We start from the raw sequence: 14,942 nt of genomic DNA, 5'->3' as shown, positions 1-14,942 counted from the left end.
TATAGGTAACGCTCTTTTTAGACAGTCTCTCGCTCAATTAAATGGAATGAAAGTTCTTTTGCACTGCCGACAATTTGCTCGCTTTGGATCTGCTTATGGAATAAAGAAAAAGCATGTGAGCCCATTGCGAGACCGGGATGTTCAATTGTGGAAATTTCTAATGCCTTTGAAATTTCATGATTATCAAATCCAAGGATAGCAAGGTCTTCAGGTACTCGAATACCATGTTTTCGAGCCTCTGTTAATAAACCAGCTGCAACTTGATCGTTCGCTGTAAAAATAGCAGTTGGACGATTTTTCATATTTAAAATACGATGGAGTATTTGTGCTCCGTCCTGCATTGTATAGCATTGGTGGAAAATCCATTCAGGATGCAACGTTTTCCCTTCGTTACGAAGGGTATCGGCGAACGCTTTTTCGCGCTCCATGGAATTTACACTTGTTTTTCTTGCTAAACAAATTCCGATTTTTTCATGGCCTTTACTTAGTAAATAGGCAGTACCGAGACGGAAACCTTCATAATGATCTACGTAGATGGATGAAATGAGGGGGTGCTTCATTTTTTCACATGAAATAATAGGGGCAAATTTTGCGAAAGGTTCGATTTGTTCCCAAGAGCTCGTTCGGGAGCAAATAATCATCCCATCAAATTGTTTCATTTTCATCATTTCAAGAACACGAATTTCTTCAAGGCTATCGTAATTTGTTTGGCATAAATTAATGTGATATCCAGCTAATAATGCTTCGTTACCGATTCCTTCAATAATGGTACTGAAGTAGGGGAGGTTAATGAAAGGAAGCATAACGCCAATTGTATATGTTTTCCCTCTTATTAAATGGACAGCATTTATATTTTTTGCGTAGTTTAATTCTTCAACAGCGTCTAGAACACGCTTACGCTTTTCTTCTTTTACGTAAGGGTGATTATTCAGAACACGAGAAACAGTTGATATCGATACACCAGCAGTTTTAGCAATTTGTTTTATATTGGCCATATGTATCACCTCTTTCCCTTATTATAAAGGGAAAATAATAAGAAAGAAAAAATCTTGACCTGAAAAGCTTTTCACAAACTATGGTATTAATAAGACTTCTTTTTATTCGCGTAACCTTTTCACTTGGGCGTAAGGATGATAGGGGTCTTTTTTGTTTGCAAAAAGTGTTGTCAAAATGTGTGAGAATAACGTGGAAAGTTTTCAAAGGTGGAGTTTGATGACAAAGCGAATATGAAGAGCATATCAACGCTTCGTTCGTTAAGAGAGTGGTATGAAAGGGCGGAAACAAATTGAAAAAAAGAATCATTTGTTTCGTGTTTTCTAGTTTTGTACTTAGTTCGTGTTCGTTTCAGCAAACGATGCAAGAAGGAAAACACTTTGTGGGAACAACAGGAGGAGCTATGGATCGTGTTACGGATCCTATTCCGCTAAAGGAACTTCCAAAATATTTTCCGGTGAAGTTTAAAGTTCCAACGTTTTTACCGTACGACATTACAAGTGATGTGAAGGGTGAAGTAAGAACGCTTGGGAAAAAGAACGCTGTCTTAACGATTAAATATAAACAGAAGGAGCCAGGTAGAAATGAGTATATTGAGTTAAATGTCGCGAACTTTCCTTATAGTTTTCCGGATCTTATGGAAGAGAAGCGATTTCAAGAACAAATGAAACTGAATAATGGAACGTCTGCTTATTTTAAAAATAAAGATGATTATGAACGTGGTGACGAATTTGCTACGCTTATATGGAAAGAGAAAGGAATTGAATATCAGCTGCTGTATCGGAATGTAGAAGAGAACGATGAAAAGGTAATCAAGCAGAATTTATTATACATTGCGAATAAGATGAAATGAAAAAACTAGCTGATTTATTCAGCTAGTTTTTTGTATGTTATTATTTCTTTTTAATTTTGCCTGTCCAAGATTTAAATCCACCTTGTAATTGGTAGAAATCTTTGTAGCCTTGTTTTTTTAAGTATTGCGCTGCACGACCTGTACGGAATCCGCTTTGGCAATATAAGTAAACAGGTTGATCTTGACGAAGTTCTTTATGGCGAAGGCGAATTTGTGATAACGGAATGTTACGTGCACCTAAAATATGCCCTGCGTTATATTCGTCTGCTTCACGAATATCGATAAGCTGTGCTTTACGGTAGCCAGCGCGAAATTCTTCTTCTGTAAGAGTTTTAATTAATTTTTTCTGATAGAAGTACATCCATACAGTGTAGCCGATAAATGCTACGATTACGGCTAATAAAATAATCCAAGTTGTTGACACGATTCTATCGCTCCCTTTTTTCTTATCCTACTTTCAATATTATAATGCCCATATGTATTTATGCAACAGATTCATTTGCATATAAGAAGAAATTTCGTATTCTTTCACAAATTTTGTCGAATTTGGTAGACTAGAGAATGTGAAAAATAATTGGTTATATGAGGTGCAGGATGGGAAAAGAAAAATGGTGTTATATTAACTCTGGTCAATGTTCACCGGCATTTAATATGGCGTTAGATGAATGTTTGTTAAATTGGCAAAGTGAAAAGAAAATGCCACCAACAATTCGTTTTTATGAATGGGAAGTACCAACATTAACAGTTGGATATTTTCAACGTGTTGAGAAAGATATTAATATGGATGTAGTTAACGAAAAAAAATATGGATTCGTTCGTCGTCAAACAGGCGGCAGGGGTGTACTACATGACAAAGAGTTAACGTATAGTGTTATTGTGTCTGAAGATCATCCGAATATGCCGAAAACAGTTACAGAAGCATATCGTGTTATTTCGCAAGGCTTATTAGATGGTTTTAAGGCATTAGGGTTAGAAGCATATTATGCAGTTCCAAAAACAGAAGCAGATCGTGAAAATTTGAAAAATCCACGTTCAGGTGTATGTTTTGATGCACCATCTTGGTATGAAATTGTAGTGGAAGGAAGAAAAATTGCTGGTAGTGCTCAAACACGTCAAAAAGGTGTTATTTTACAGCACGGATCGATTCCATTAGAAATTGATTTAGATGAACTATATGATCTATTTTTATTCCCAAATGAACGTGTGAAGGAACGTATGAAGAGTATGTTCTCTTCTAAAGCAGTAGCAATTAATGAATTAACAGACCGTACATTTACGATAGAACAGTTAATTAAAGCGTTTGAAGTTGGCTTTGAAAAAGGATTGGATGTAGAACTTGTTCCATATGAATTAACAGAAGAACAGTTACATGAAGTTCAAACGTTAGCGAAAGAAAAGTATGAAAGTAATGAGTGGAATTATAAAAAATAAGAGATGGCAATTGCCACCTCTTATTTTTTTATAGTAAATTAAGTACTTTTTCTACTTTGATTCCTTTATCTTGTAAAGAACGAAGGCGACTTACAACGTCCATAATTTCTTTGTCAAATGTAACGCTAATACCTTGGCTTTGTAGTTCTTCTTTTAAGCTTTCAATAGAATCATCTATGTCGATGCCAAGCTCGTAATCTTGACAAACTTCAATTGTCTTTTTCACGAGTTTCACATAATTTTCTTGTAGTTTTGTATTTGTTTCAGTCAAAGCAGATTGCTTCGGTGTTGCAGGCGCAACCGGTGCAGACTCTTGCTTTGTAACTGGAGTTGGTACTGCTTTTTTCACAGGTGCTGGAGTAGATAATTCCATAGCAGCTTCTACACTTACTGGCTTCGGTGTTGGTACCGGAGTAGGTTTAGGTGCTGCAGGTGTTTCTACTCGCGTAACAGGTTTTGGAGCAGGTGTAACTGCTTTTGGCGCTTCTACAACTACTTCTTTTTTCGGAGTAGCTTCTACAACAGTTTCTTCTTGCTCAGCAGCTTCTTTATTCTCTTTGCTCCACATAACGCGTTCAATTTCTAGAGAAACATTGTTTTTGTTCATCGCTGTTAATGTAACTTTACCAACTTCAGCGTTCCCAGTGAAATCAACAATTTTATAAATAACACTCTTGTTCCAATCCACGTTTCCGCTCAAAAATAATTCTTCGTTACATTTCGGCGTTAAGCCCTCGATTTTAATTTCTGCGTTTACACCGTTTTCACTATATACCATAATTAGCGAAGCATTTACATCTTCGTCTGCTAACATTAGTTCACGTACCATTTTGCCGGTGCGTACTTGCGTTTTCTTCTTAACTGACATCTAATTTCTCCTCTCAAAAATTCAGTAATAATAAAAAAATCGTATAACGAAAAATAATTGCTCACGAAGATTTATGATACCGATAATAAAAGCATCACGTCAACAATTAACTTTAATTATTTTGCATTTTTCTTATTTTCTTTATGAAATTTTTCAATTTGTAAAATTAGACAGAAGAAAAAACAGCCTTTTGAAGGGCTGTTAAAAATTTGATTTTTTATATAGTAATTTATATAAAATAAAAAATAAGATAGCGATTAAGGCATTTTGCCAAAAGGTTAGATGATAAATGAGATAAGGTTGTTTTTTAAAATAAATATTTAAGAATATAGCGGAACAAAACGGGATAGCAAATGCGAATCCAAATAGAATTCTTCTTTTCCAATTCACTTTCTGATCAAAGGAGTACCGCTTTAATAAATATAAAATAAATAGTATACCTAGTATAATTATTGAAACAGACGAAGTAGTTCCAAGGATACTAAAAGGTGGACTTATTATTTCGGTGTTCTTTTCAAAAAAGAAAATGAAAAGAGAAGCAATGGTGTCCATTCCAAACTGTATAGCGAGAAGTAAGCTAATAACAAAGCCGATTAAAGAAGTTTTTTCTAACATTGTTTGAACCGGCAAAGCCGATATGAGTTCATCACAATAAGATTGTAAGTCATCACCAAAAATGTCATAAGCATTTTTATTTTCTGTTTGTGCTTCGATGAGATGGTCTAATATTTCTAGTAATAGTTCTTCTACTTGTTGCTCTGGCACGTTAGATAAACGAAGATAAACTAACATATCGCTATAAGCAACTTCATTTTCAGGTGTTAGAAGCTCACGTTTTTTATTATTCAATTCAATCATGTCTTGTGCATTCATCCCTATCACTCCCCCTGTAATAAGTTATTTACCGTAGTTGAAACCATTCCCCAGCTTTGTTTAAATTCTTCAAGCTGCTCTAATCCTTTATCGGTTACGTGATAATATTTTCGTTTTGGACCGAGTGAGGAGGCTTTTAATGTTCCTTCAATCAATTTTTCTTTTTGCATACGTAACAATAACGGATATATGCTTCCTTCGCTTACGAATGTAAATCCGTGTTTATTTAATTTTGTGCTCAGTTCATATCCGTACACTTCTTCTTGTGAAATGATGTATAGGATGCAACCTTCTAGTACACCTTTTAACATTTGGCTGTGCATGATTTCACCACCTTTTACTCAGGTAACTTGCGTTGCAAGGTAGCTGTTATCCAAATTATAACATTCAGTAACTTGCAACGCAAGTTACTGAAGTGGAAAACTTTAATGCGTGTTAATTTTTTAACGTTTCCCATACTAACGAGAGGGAGGGAAGCACATGAAACCATTTATGCCAAAACTCGTTTACTTTGAACCAAAGGCACTTGAATATCCGCTTGGAAAAGAGCTTTATGAGAAGTTTACGAAGATGGGATTAGAAATTCGTGAAACGACATCACATAATCAAATTAGAAATTTGCCAGGAGAAAATGATTTGCAAAAGTATCGTAATGCAAAGGCTACACTTGTCGTTGGAGTAAGGAAGACGCTAAAGTTTGATACGTCAAAACCGTCAGCTGAATATGCAATTCCGCTCGCAACAGGGTGTATGGGACATTGTCATTATTGCTATTTGCAAACAACACTTGGGAGTAAGCCTTACGTTCGTGTGTATGTGAATCTTGATGAAATATTTGAGAAGGCAAAGCAATATATGGATGAAAGGGCACCTGAAATAACAAGATTTGAAGCAGCGTGTACATCAGACATTGTTGGGATTGATCATTTAACACATGCATTAAAGCGGGCGATTGAATTCATTGGAGAAAGTGAATATGGGCGCTTACGTTTCGTCACGAAATATTCGCACGTTGATCATTTATTAGATGCAAAGCATAATGGGAAAACTCGTTTCAGGTTTAGTATAAATTCACGATATGTAATTAAAAATTTTGAACCAGGGACATCGCCATTTGAGGAGCGAATTGAGGCGGCACGTAAAGTAGCAGGTGCAGGTTATCCACTTGGTTTTATAGTCGCGCCACTTTATATGCATGAAGGATGGGAAGAAGGATATCGTGAACTATTTGAGCGACTGTACAATGCGCTGAAAGATATGACGATACCAAATTTAACGTTTGAATTAATTCAGCATCGTTTTACGAAACCAGCGAAAAAGGTTATTCAAGAGCGTTATCCAAATACGAAGCTTGAAATGGATGAAGAGAAGCGAAAGTATAAATGGGGACGATATGGAATTGGGAAATATGTATATAAAAAAGATGATGCAGAAGTATTGGAGGAAACGATTCGAGGATATATTCATCACTTTTTTCCTGACGCAGAAATTCAATATTTTACATGAAAGGAACTTGTATTTGAATACAGGTTCTTTTCACTTTTGCAGATTTAGGCTCGTTTCCACCTTGTCACGTTATTCTTTCTGGTGTATCATTTTATTGATTGCTTCGTACGGAATAAGCAAAATGAAATTGGATGGAGGAAACCGATGCCTACCCCTAGTATGGAAGATTATATTGAACAAATTTATTTGTTGATTGATGAAAAGGGTTATGCCCGTGTATCTGATATTGCTGAAGCGCTTAGTGTACATCCATCCTCTGTAACAAAAATGGTACAAAAATTAGACAAAGACGAATATCTAATTTATGAAAAATATAGAGGGCTTGTATTAACATCAAAAGGTAAAAAAATCGGGGAACGTCTCGTATATCGACATGAATTGTTAGAACAGTTTATGCGCATTATCGGTGTGGATGAAAGTAAAATTTATAATGATGTAGAAGGAATTGAACATCATTTAAGTTGGGAATCAATTGACCGTATCGGTGATTTAGTACAATACTTTGAACAAGATGAGGTTCGAGTGGAAACACTTCGTGGTGTTCAAAAAGCAAATGAAGAGAAAAGTAATTAAGGGGAACGGATGGCGTTTCCTTTTTTATTTCAATTCGAAAAGGATGGGAGAATTATGAAAGCAATTATTTTTGATTTTGATGGATTAATTGTGGACACAGAAACGATATGGTTTCACTCTTTCAGAGATGCTGTTCGTGAATACGGCGGGGAACTACCTTTAGAGGAATTTGCGAAATGCATTGGAACAACAGATGAGGTACTTTATGCATATTTAAATGATCAATTAAAAGAGAAGTTTAACAAAAGTGTATTAAAAGAAAAAGTGGCAACTTTACATAAAGAGAAAATGAAAATACCAGAAGCTCGTGACGGGGTAAAAGAATATTTAGAAGAAGCGAAAGAAATGGGATTAAAAATCGCACTAGCTTCTAGTTCGTCTAGAGAATGGGTTATTCATTTTTTAGAAGAGCTACAGATTCGAGAATATTTTGAAGTAATTAAAACGAGAGAAGATGTTGAGAAGGTAAAACCAGATCCAGCTCTTTATCGAGTTGCAATAGAAGAATTAGGAATTAAGCCATCTGAAGCTGTTGTATTTGAAGATTCATTAAATGGATTGAGAGCAGCAGTTGCAGCGGGATTAACGTGCGTTGTTGTACCTAATGATGTGACACGGAATTTACCATTTAAAAATCATCATCTTCGAATTGAAAGTATGAGAGAGAAAAGTTTAAAAGAAGTGCTTCAAAGTATAAAAAAAGACCGTATTTCCTAAAAGGAAGCACGGTCTTTCTTTTTACTTTTTTTTCCTTCAATGACAGTTAAATGAGACTGTTTTCTTTTTCGTTTCAAAGTGGAAGAATTCCCTTTTTTACTTTTGTCATTAGAAGTATTTGACTTAAAGAAAGAATTGCCTAGGGGTGCTACATTTTGTTTCCCATGTTTGCGGTTCGATTGTTTTGCCGCACGCTTATATGAGCTTTGCGAATTTGCGGAACCACTGGAATTTGTAAACATCTTGTATAGTAAGTAAAAGATACCGACAACAAGTAACATGTACCCGATATTTCTTAATACACCCATGGGATTTGTAATAACAGATGAAACAAGGCCGAATATTGCCAATCCAATAATAAGCACAAATATAGCGAAAGTAAACGAACGACCGTTCATAAGGGACACCTCCTAAAAACGTATATTAAAATTAGTATATTAACGATGAGGAAAGGAGTTGAACACCATTTTTAAATAATTATTGTTTGTTCTCTAAACGTAATAATTCTTCAAACGATGCAATTGCTACTTCCACTTGGTCATCTGTTGGTTCTTTCGTTGTTAATAGTTGTAGCCATAACCCAGGATATCCAAGTACGCGTAATACGGGAATATCTCTTAATCGATTTGTAAATTGCAATACTTCAAAAGAAATACCAAGTACAACTGGAATTAATAAAATTCGGTTTATAACTCGTGCCCAAAGAGGATCTGTAGGGACTAGGAAATAAACGAACATTCCAATAATGACTGTAAATATAATAAAGCTACTGCCGCATCTATAATGGAGGCGAGTTTGCTTTTGAACGTTTTCTACAGTCAGAGGAAGGTTATTCTCATAAGCATTGATTACCTTATGCTCTGCACCGTGATACTGAAATACCCGCTTAATAAGTGGGGTTAAAGAAATAAAGTATATATAGCTCAATAATAGCATGAGCTTAATGACACTTTCGACAATGATTTGCCCAGTATGAGATGGGAAAATCGGTCTCGTTAATTCAGCTAATAGTGCAGGAACTGCTGTGAAGATGACTTTACCGAATATGAAAGATAAAACGCCAACAGCTGCAACTCCTAATACCATCGTTAATTTTGATTGTTCTTCTTTTTTATTTGCAATTTGTTCATCATCTTCTGGGTGGACGTCAAATCGTTCTGAAGCGAAGTTTAAATGCTTTGCTCCATTCGCACTTGCATCCACAATAGCGGCAATACCTCGTAAAAATGGAATTTTTTTTAGGATAGATAATACTTTATTACGAACGCGTGGTAATCGATAAAATTCAATCGATTTATCTTTACGACGAACCGCTGTAACAGTATATTCTCTACCGCCAAACATAACTCCTTCTATGACCGCTTGCCCGCCATATATTTGTTTTGACTCTTCTGCCATGTTAACACCAACCTGTATTTGTTTCTCTCTTATGTAGAAAAAGAGGCAATTGTCATACTGGGTTCTGTCGTTTTGAAATAAGACAATCACCGAGTTTCCTTTATTTTATCGGCAAATACAAGTAGATGACAAGGGAAAATGTTATGAGAGTCGGACATTTCTTATTCTTTTTATAGACAAATTTCGCAGGATTTAAACATGCTTCAAAATAGTTTCGGGCATACTATTGAGCGGAGGTGTCGATGTGAGTCAAGAACAATTAGGAACAAGGAATTTTGTACAAATCGGTTTGTTTGGTGGAATCTTTTGGGGCGGGATATGGTATTTCCTTCATATATTTTCATTCACGGAGGCGGGACCGAATTATTTCCTTTTACCATTTGCGTTTGGAAGTTGGAAGGAAGGTGTATGGGGGAATGTGTCAGGAATAGTTTGTATGGGACTTCTTTCAATTTTGATTGCCTTTTTGTATAAAGCATTTTTTGCGAAGTTTGAAGGGATTATTGCGGGAATTATTTATGGATTATTTTGGTGGGCATTACTGTTTTTGGGGATGGGTTTAATGGCTCCTGTTATTAAAAGTGCGCTCCATTTACCAAAAGAGACAATTGTAACGACAATATGTATTTTTATATTGTATGGTGTGTTTATAGCATATTCTGTTTCTTACGCAGTAAATAGCAATAAAGTAGAGCAAGAAGGGCAAGAGAAGACGAACTATTCAAATAAGTAACTCCTATGTTAAAATATTGTATAGATATTTAATATTAAGGAGTTTTAAGAATATGAAAAAGTTACTCCTCGTAAACGGTCCTAACCTAAATCGCCTCGGTGTTCGTGAGGTAAATGTATATGGAAAGGGCACGCTAGCGACACTTGAAGCAGATATGAAGCAAGAAGCGGAAACAATGGGAGTGGAGTTAGAATGTTTCCAATCGAATCATGAAGGTGCCATTATCGACATTATTCATGAAGCGGAAGATATATATGAAGGGATCATTTTAAATCCGGGAGCATTTACGCATTATAGCTATGCGATTCGTGATGCCATTGCGAGCATTTCGATTCCTGTTATTGAAGTACATATTTCTAACATTCATCAGCGTGAATCGTTCCGTCACGAATCTGTGACGGCAGCTGTTTGTGCAGGACAAATTGTTGGATTTGGTTTTTATGGCTATAAGTTAGCGTTATTTGCATTAATGGAGAAATTGAGGGAGGCATAAAGTAATGGAGAAAATTGAAAGATTACGAAGTGCATTTGGTGAGGCTGGCATTGACGGTATTTTGTTAACAAATGAACATAGTCGTAGATATATGGCTAACTTCACAGGAACAGCAGGTGTAGTTCTTATTTCAAAAGATCGTGCGCAATTTATTACAGATTTCCGTTACGTCGAGCAGGCAAGTAAACAAGCGGTTGGATATGAGATTGTACAGCACGCAGGATTAATCATTGATGAAGTGGCAAAGCAAGTGAAAGAGCTTGGAATTCAAAAGCTTGGTTTTGAGCAAGATACTCTTACATATAGTTCTTATTCAGCGCATAAGGAAGCGATTGATGCTGAATTTATCCCAACTTCTGGACTTGTAGAAAAGTTACGCTTGATAAAGACTGATTCAGAGATTAAGATATTAAAGGAAGCTGCACAGATTGCAGATGCTGCCTTTGAGCATATTCTATCATTCATTCGCCCGGGAGTATCTGAAATTGAAGTGTCAAATGAACTTGAATTTTTCATGAGAAAACAAGGAGCAACATCTTCTTCGTTTGATATTATCGTTGCTTCAGGTCTTCGTTCGGCATTACCGCACGGCGTGGCATCTGAAAAAGTGATAGAAACAGGAGATTTCGTTACATTAGACTTCGGCGCTTATTACAAAGGATATTGCTCTGATATTACTCGTACGATTGCAGTCGGTGAACCATCTGATAAATTAAAAGAAATTTATAATATCGTTTTAGAAGCACAACTACGTGGTGTGAACGGTATTAAAGCTGGTTTAACAGGTCGCGAGGCTGATGCGCTAACGCGTGATTACATAACGGAAAAAGGATATGGTGAATACTTTGGACACTCTACTGGTCATGGAATAGGTCTTGAAATCCATGAAGCACCAGGTTTAGCGTTCCGTTCTGATACAGTACTTGAACCCGGTATGGCTGTAACAGTAGAACCAGGTATTTATATTCCAGGTATTGGCGGCGTACGTATTGAAGATGATATCATTGTGACAAGTGAAGGTAATGAAGTAATTACGAAATCACCAAAAGAACTTATTATTTTGTAATACACAGGAGGATTTTTTTACATGATTTCAGTAAACGATTTTCGTACAGGTTTAACAATTTCAGTGGACAATGCCCTTTGGCAAGTACTTGATTTCCAACACGTAAAGCCAGGTAAAGGTGCTGCATTCGTTCGTTCTAAACTACGTAACATTCGCACAGGATCTGTTCAGGAGAAAACATTCCGTGCAGGTGAGAAAGTAGAAAAAGCACACATCGAAAACCGTCGTATGCAATACTTATACGCAAGTGGTGAGGCTCACGTATTTATGGATAACGGAACTTATGAGCAAATCGAGCTTGGTGAAAACCAAATCGAGCGCGAGCTTAAATTCCTAAAAGAAAACATGGAAGTAGCAATCATGACTTACCAAGGCGAAGTACTTGGTGTTGAACTTCCGAATACAGTTGAATTAAAAGTGTCAGAAACAGAGCCTGGTATTAAAGGTGATACTGCTTCTAACGTAACAAAACCAGCTACATTAGAAACTGGTCTTGTTGTACAAGTACCAATCTTCATTAACGAAGGCGAAATGCTTATCATCAACACTGGTGAAGGTAAATACGTTTCTCGTGCATAGTAGAAAAGCACTCGTGATAATTCACGAGTGCTTTTTTTATAGGAAATAGGGTAGATAGTAAATAGCTGTTATAATAAAACTGACTAAAACAAGTGAAAGAGTACCCATAATAGATGGAGTCAAAATAATTTGAAATGGTTTTATTTCGCCAGTCTCAACACCAGTTAATGTTTTACTTATTGCGTGATCTGTAATGTTATTTCTATGGTTACTCATAATAATTAACCACATAATTGCAAATATTGCTAAACTACCAAGGAAAAATGTCTCTATAAATGACCAACCGACCAATAAGGAAAAAAGATAAATAAGAGCTAATTCTACTACAACGGTTAAACTAATTTTCAATGTCTTCATATTTTTCCCCCTCATTCTGTAATCTCAACCAGTTTAAAAAATTTTCACGTGACACGACATGCAAAGAGCAAGTTGACTTTACTTCTTTCTCTAGTGCAGCGTATTCGTCTGGAAACTTGTTTTCCATATGCAATGAAATATAAGGTAGTTTTTCTTGTGCTTTTAACGAGCGGGTATTATTCGTTTAGCACCAGCAAATACGTAGGAAAGTTGTAAGTCTAAAAAGGCGATTTTAAAGATTTCTTTTTTAGCAGCCTCGTTATAGCCTTTTCCCCAGTACGGATAGCCGAGCCAACTACCAATGTGAGATTGCTTCTTCTCATCATTAATATGTTTAAGTGTGGTGAGGCCAATTATTTCATTCTCTTCATTCACAATCATTCTCGATAAGGATTTCTTTTGATGTTCTTCTTCTATTGCGAAAAGAAGAAATGCTTTTGTGTCTTCGATGTTTTCTACCGTTATCCCTAATGCATTTTTTATATGTGGATCACTTGATAGCTCGAAAATCACATTTGTATAGCGTAAATCGAGTGGTAATAAAGTAACGTGCTGCATGGTTTATACCCCTTTTAAACTAAATGTACCATAATATACCATAAAATAATATGAATATTCAGATTCTAATTCGGGCTTTAGAGAAAAATTATGTTTTTACTTCTGAAATAGACAACCTCTGCATATGGTTGTACAAATATATTCTTTTTAAGAATACGAAGTTAGTAACTGTTACGGGAGAAGGTGGAAGAATGAAACAGTGGCTAGCGGCAATGGAAACATCCGTGCTTGTTATGGGAGCACTTCGATTATTTTCAGGTAGTGCGGAGATATTTGCTGCTTTGCTTATGCTTTATGTGAATGATGCGAAGAAAGCGTTGTTTATAAATGGTATGTTAGCGTTTGTTGGACCTACCGTATTAATTTTAACAATGACAATTGGGATAGCGAGTGTAGCAAGTGAAATTTCTTTCTTGAAGCTCTTTTTTCTAGCGCTTGGAATTTGCTGTATTTTTATCGCATTACTGAAATAGTAAGTCGAGTATAGTGGGGAGAAGCCGATGAAAGAGGTATTAGAAGTTTTACCAAAAACGATGAAGTATTTAATTGAAGAATGTAAGCAATACGATGCTTTAGAGGAAATTCGTGTTCGAATTGGAAGACCGCTAGAGTGTATTGCACACGGAAAGGTGTTTTTTTATGACTATATCACTACTGCAGAGGATGCTATTTACTTACTGAATAAGTTAAGTCAATTCTCAATTTATACGATGGAAGAGGAATTAAAACGTGGGTATGTGACACTTCGCGGGGGGCATAGAATCGGATTAGCGGGAAAAGTCATTACAGAAAAAAGCGCAGTGAAAATGATTCGTGATGTCTCTTCCTTTAATATTCGTATTGCTCGTCAAAAAATAGGGATTGCTGAACCTCTTTTGCCATATTTGTATGAAAAAAGATGGTTAAACACGATGGTAATTGGCCCTCCGCAAACGGGAAAAACGACACTTTTAAGAGATGTAGCTCGTTGCATGAGTCAAGGAGTAAGTGCTTCGGAAATTCCTTCTTGTAAAGTGGGGATCGTTGATGAACGGTCAGAAATTGCTGGCTGTGTGAAAGGGATCCCGCAATATGATTTTGGTACCCGAGTCGATGTGTTAGACGCGTGTCCAAAGGCAGAAGGAATGATGATGATGATTCGTTCTATGAGTCCTGATATTTTGATCGTAGATGAAATTGGCCGTAAAGAAGATAGTGAAGCAATTATGGAGGCAGTGCATGCAGGTGTTCAGCTTTTTATAAGTGCACACGGATTTTCCTATGAGGATGTTGTGAGACGTCCATCGCTAAAGGCAGTGCTAGAGCTTGGTATATTTGATAGGTTTGTGGAGTTGTCAAAAGCGAGGGGTCCAGGAACGGTTATGCAGGTGAAAGATAAATATGGAAAACCAGTGCTATCAAGTAGAAAGGCTGAGGGCGTATGGTGAAAATATTCGGTGCAGTGTTAATCGTTGCGGTCAGCACCTTTTTCGGGTTTTCATACGCTAAAAGATATAGTGAGAGGCCGAGGCAACTTAGATTATTAAAATCAGCACTTCAATCATTAGAAGCAGAAATTATGTATGGACACACACCTTTATCTGAGGCTGCCGAGCGATTAGTTAAACAAATGCCAAAGCCATTAAATTGGATATTTCAAAGTTTCGCCAGAAGACTACAAAGCGGGGAACAAACAGTAAGAGAAGCGTGGATAGATAGTTTGAAAGAGAACTGGAAGTTAACCGCATTTCAACAAACTGAGTATGAAATACTGCAGCAATTTGGTGAAACGCTCGGGCAACATGATCGTGAATCACAACAAAAACATATTCGCTTATGTATTACACATTTGGAGAGAGAAGAAGGAGAAGCGAAAGCGCTACAACTGCAATACGAAAAAATGATTAAGAGCTTAGGGGTACTAGCAGGGCTACTTATTGTAATTTTACTGCTATAGGGGGGAGA

20 protein-coding genes and 1 pseudogene are annotated in these 14,942 nt (G+C 36.4%); 12 read left to right on the top strand and 9 right to left on the bottom strand.

All coding sequences use genetic code 11. From position 1 onward, the window contains the following. Window positions 1-17 precede the first annotated feature (17 nt). A complete protein-coding gene (locus tag QCI81_RS08040) occupies window positions 18-995 on the bottom strand; it encodes a LacI family DNA-binding transcriptional regulator (RefSeq protein WP_001273986.1) in 978 nt (325 codons plus the stop codon). Window positions 996-1,309: 314 nt separating this feature from the next. On the opposite strand from QCI81_RS08040, the gene QCI81_RS08035 reads away from it, so the two are divergent. Continuing rightward, window positions 1,310-1,846, top strand: coding sequence for a DNA polymerase III subunit delta (locus QCI81_RS08035; RefSeq protein WP_071729690.1), 537 nt, complete (start codon window positions 1,310-1,312; stop codon window positions 1,844-1,846). Between the two features lie 40 nt (window positions 1,847-1,886). Here the strand turns inward: QCI81_RS08035 and QCI81_RS08030 are convergent, their stop codons facing one another. Continuing rightward, the gene (locus tag QCI81_RS08030) at window positions 1,887-2,270 is read right to left on the bottom strand and encodes a rhodanese-like domain-containing protein (RefSeq protein ID WP_000108653.1); all 384 of its coding nucleotides are present in this window, start codon (window positions 2,268-2,270) and stop codon (window positions 1,887-1,889) included. A gap of 170 nt (window positions 2,271-2,440) precedes the next feature. Here QCI81_RS08030 and QCI81_RS08025 point away from each other — a divergent pair, with 170 nt between their 5' ends. Further along, window positions 2,441-3,277 carry a lipoate--protein ligase family protein gene (locus QCI81_RS08025; RefSeq protein WP_000514081.1) on the top strand — a complete coding sequence of 279 codons (837 nt, stop codon included), beginning with the start codon at window positions 2,441-2,443 and terminating at the stop codon, window positions 3,275-3,277. Between the two features lie 28 nt (window positions 3,278-3,305). Here the strand turns inward: QCI81_RS08025 and QCI81_RS08020 are convergent, their stop codons facing one another. The 3 genes from QCI81_RS08020 to QCI81_RS08010 form a co-directional block, all read right to left on the bottom strand. Next, window positions 3,306-4,145, bottom strand: a complete 840-nt coding sequence (locus tag QCI81_RS08020) for a hypothetical protein (RefSeq protein WP_353810658.1) — start codon at window positions 4,143-4,145, stop codon at window positions 3,306-3,308. 201 nt (window positions 4,146-4,346) lie between these two features. After that, window positions 4,347-5,018: a DUF1129 domain-containing protein gene (locus QCI81_RS08015; RefSeq protein ID WP_069356190.1), complete on the bottom strand. Its 672-nt coding sequence runs from the start codon at window positions 5,016-5,018 to the stop codon at window positions 4,347-4,349. Window positions 5,019-5,023: 5 nt separating this feature from the next. Continuing rightward, the gene (locus QCI81_RS08010; RefSeq protein ID WP_000556083.1) at window positions 5,024-5,341 is read right to left on the bottom strand and encodes a PadR family transcriptional regulator; all 318 of its coding nucleotides are present in this window, start codon (window positions 5,339-5,341) and stop codon (window positions 5,024-5,026) included. A 157-nt stretch (window positions 5,342-5,498) separates the two neighbouring features. On the opposite strand from QCI81_RS08010, the gene splB reads away from it, so the two are divergent. From splB to QCI81_RS07995, 3 genes are all read left to right on the top strand, one after another. Beyond that, window positions 5,499-6,524: a spore photoproduct lyase gene (gene splB, locus QCI81_RS08005; RefSeq protein ID WP_065485176.1), complete on the top strand. Its 1,026-nt coding sequence runs from the start codon at window positions 5,499-5,501 to the stop codon at window positions 6,522-6,524. 144 nt (window positions 6,525-6,668) lie between these two features. After that, the gene (gene mntR, locus QCI81_RS08000; protein ID WP_001143080.1) at window positions 6,669-7,097 is read left to right on the top strand and encodes a transcriptional regulator MntR; all 429 of its coding nucleotides are present in this window, start codon (window positions 6,669-6,671) and stop codon (window positions 7,095-7,097) included. Between the two features lie 54 nt (window positions 7,098-7,151). Further along, a complete protein-coding gene (locus QCI81_RS07995) occupies window positions 7,152-7,814 on the top strand; it encodes an HAD family hydrolase (protein ID WP_053565474.1) in 663 nt (220 codons plus the stop codon). Here the strand turns inward: QCI81_RS07995 and QCI81_RS07990 are convergent. Then, a complete protein-coding gene (locus QCI81_RS07990) occupies window positions 7,811-8,212 on the bottom strand; it encodes an SA1362 family protein (protein WP_001014463.1) in 402 nt (133 codons plus the stop codon). The two genes, QCI81_RS07995 and QCI81_RS07990, sit on opposite strands and share 4 nt — an antisense overlap. 79 nt (window positions 8,213-8,291) lie before the next feature. Then, complete coding sequence (locus tag QCI81_RS07985; RefSeq protein WP_000807120.1) at window positions 8,292-9,212, bottom strand: DUF1385 domain-containing protein; 921 nt, start codon at window positions 9,210-9,212, stop codon at window positions 8,292-8,294. Window positions 9,213-9,456: 244 nt separating this feature from the next. On the opposite strand from QCI81_RS07985, the gene QCI81_RS07980 reads away from it, so the two are divergent. From QCI81_RS07980 to efp, 4 genes are read left to right on the top strand one after another with little or no spacing between them, the layout of a single operon-like run. After that, entirely contained in the window at window positions 9,457-9,945 is a 489-nt protein-coding gene (locus QCI81_RS07980) for a YqhR family membrane protein (RefSeq protein ID WP_000076885.1), read from the top strand. 52 nt (window positions 9,946-9,997) lie between these two features. Further along, window positions 9,998-10,438 (top strand): type II 3-dehydroquinate dehydratase, encoded by a 441-nt coding sequence (aroQ, locus tag QCI81_RS07975; RefSeq protein ID WP_000735140.1) that lies wholly within the window; start codon window positions 9,998-10,000, stop codon window positions 10,436-10,438. Window positions 10,439-10,442: 4 nt separating this feature from the next. Then, window positions 10,443-11,504 (top strand): Xaa-Pro dipeptidase, encoded by a 1,062-nt coding sequence (pepQ, locus tag QCI81_RS07970; RefSeq protein WP_000411057.1) that lies wholly within the window; start codon window positions 10,443-10,445, stop codon window positions 11,502-11,504. A 21-nt stretch (window positions 11,505-11,525) separates the two neighbouring features. Next, complete coding sequence (gene efp / locus QCI81_RS07965; protein ID WP_016080316.1) at window positions 11,526-12,083, top strand: elongation factor P; 558 nt, start codon at window positions 11,526-11,528, stop codon at window positions 12,081-12,083. A gap of 36 nt (window positions 12,084-12,119) precedes the next feature. Here the strand turns inward: efp and QCI81_RS07960 are convergent, their stop codons facing one another. Together QCI81_RS07960 and QCI81_RS07955 are read right to left on the bottom strand one after the other, a co-directional pair. Further along, window positions 12,120-12,440 carry a hypothetical protein gene (locus QCI81_RS07960; protein ID WP_071729671.1) on the bottom strand — a complete coding sequence of 107 codons (321 nt, stop codon included), beginning with the start codon at window positions 12,438-12,440 and terminating at the stop codon, window positions 12,120-12,122. After that, window positions 12,421-12,998, bottom strand: a pseudogene (locus QCI81_RS07955) (GNAT family N-acetyltransferase). Before QCI81_RS07955 ends, QCI81_RS07960 begins: the two are co-directional and overlap by 20 nt. 191 nt (window positions 12,999-13,189) lie before the next feature. Between QCI81_RS07955 and QCI81_RS07950 the strand changes: the two are divergent. The 3 genes from QCI81_RS07950 to spoIIIAB are packed head-to-tail and all read left to right on the top strand — an operon-like array spanning window position 13,190 to window position 14,934. Continuing rightward, window positions 13,190-13,471, top strand: a complete 282-nt coding sequence (locus tag QCI81_RS07950) for a YqhV family protein (RefSeq protein ID WP_000816050.1) — start codon at window positions 13,190-13,192, stop codon at window positions 13,469-13,471. A 27-nt stretch (window positions 13,472-13,498) separates the two neighbouring features. Continuing rightward, window positions 13,499-14,425: a stage III sporulation protein AA gene (gene spoIIIAA, locus QCI81_RS07945; protein WP_000665907.1), complete on the top strand. Its 927-nt coding sequence runs from the start codon at window positions 13,499-13,501 to the stop codon at window positions 14,423-14,425. Next, the gene (gene spoIIIAB, locus QCI81_RS07940; RefSeq protein WP_000238703.1) at window positions 14,419-14,934 is read left to right on the top strand and encodes a stage III sporulation protein SpoIIIAB; all 516 of its coding nucleotides are present in this window, start codon (window positions 14,419-14,421) and stop codon (window positions 14,932-14,934) included. The genes spoIIIAA and spoIIIAB overlap by 7 nt, the downstream gene beginning before the upstream one ends. Window positions 14,935-14,942 lie beyond the last annotated feature (8 nt).

It is taken from the genome of Bacillus cereus group sp. MG20, from assembly GCF_040459885.1.
GTDB lineage: Bacteria > Bacillota > Bacilli > Bacillales > Bacillaceae_G > Bacillus_A > Bacillus_A cereus.
The sequence above is the reverse complement of the archived record's forward strand: the minus strand, read 5'-3'. Positions and strand labels throughout refer to the sequence as shown.

Excerpts from the sequence above, each read along its gene's own strand:
- efp (WP_016080316.1), top strand. The coding sequence starts at position 11,526 with ATGATTTCAGTAAACGATTTTCGTACAGGTTTAACAATTTCAGTGGAC.
- QCI81_RS07985 (WP_000807120.1), bottom strand. The coding sequence starts at position 9,212 with ATGGCAGAAGAGTCAAAACAAATATATGGCGGGCAAGCGGTCATAGAA.
- spoIIIAA (WP_000665907.1), top strand. The coding sequence starts at position 13,499 with ATGAAAGAGGTATTAGAAGTTTTACCAAAAACGATGAAGTATTTAATT.
- mntR (WP_001143080.1), top strand. The coding sequence starts at position 6,669 with ATGCCTACCCCTAGTATGGAAGATTATATTGAACAAATTTATTTGTTG.
- QCI81_RS08015 (WP_069356190.1), bottom strand. The coding sequence starts at position 5,018 with ATGAATGCACAAGACATGATTGAATTGAATAATAAAAAACGTGAGCTT.
- QCI81_RS07960 (WP_071729671.1), bottom strand. The coding sequence starts at position 12,440 with ATGAAGACATTGAAAATTAGTTTAACCGTTGTAGTAGAATTAGCTCTT.
- QCI81_RS08020 (WP_353810658.1), bottom strand. The coding sequence starts at position 4,145 with ATGTCAGTTAAGAAGAAAACGCAAGTACGCACCGGCAAAATGGTACGT.
- QCI81_RS08040 (WP_001273986.1), bottom strand. The coding sequence starts at position 995 with ATGGCCAATATAAAACAAATTGCTAAAACTGCTGGTGTATCGATATCA.
- spoIIIAB (WP_000238703.1), top strand. The coding sequence starts at position 14,419 with ATGGTGAAAATATTCGGTGCAGTGTTAATCGTTGCGGTCAGCACCTTT.
- aroQ (WP_000735140.1), top strand. The coding sequence starts at position 9,998 with ATGAAAAAGTTACTCCTCGTAAACGGTCCTAACCTAAATCGCCTCGGT.
- QCI81_RS08010 (WP_000556083.1), bottom strand. The coding sequence starts at position 5,341 with ATGCACAGCCAAATGTTAAAAGGTGTACTAGAAGGTTGCATCCTATAC.
- QCI81_RS07950 (WP_000816050.1), top strand. The coding sequence starts at position 13,190 with ATGAAACAGTGGCTAGCGGCAATGGAAACATCCGTGCTTGTTATGGGA.
- QCI81_RS07995 (WP_053565474.1), top strand. The coding sequence starts at position 7,152 with ATGAAAGCAATTATTTTTGATTTTGATGGATTAATTGTGGACACAGAA.
- pepQ (WP_000411057.1), top strand. The coding sequence starts at position 10,443 with ATGGAGAAAATTGAAAGATTACGAAGTGCATTTGGTGAGGCTGGCATT.
- splB (WP_065485176.1), top strand. The coding sequence starts at position 5,499 with ATGAAACCATTTATGCCAAAACTCGTTTACTTTGAACCAAAGGCACTT.
- QCI81_RS08025 (WP_000514081.1), top strand. The coding sequence starts at position 2,441 with ATGGGAAAAGAAAAATGGTGTTATATTAACTCTGGTCAATGTTCACCG.
- QCI81_RS07990 (WP_001014463.1), bottom strand. The coding sequence starts at position 8,212 with ATGAACGGTCGTTCGTTTACTTTCGCTATATTTGTGCTTATTATTGGA.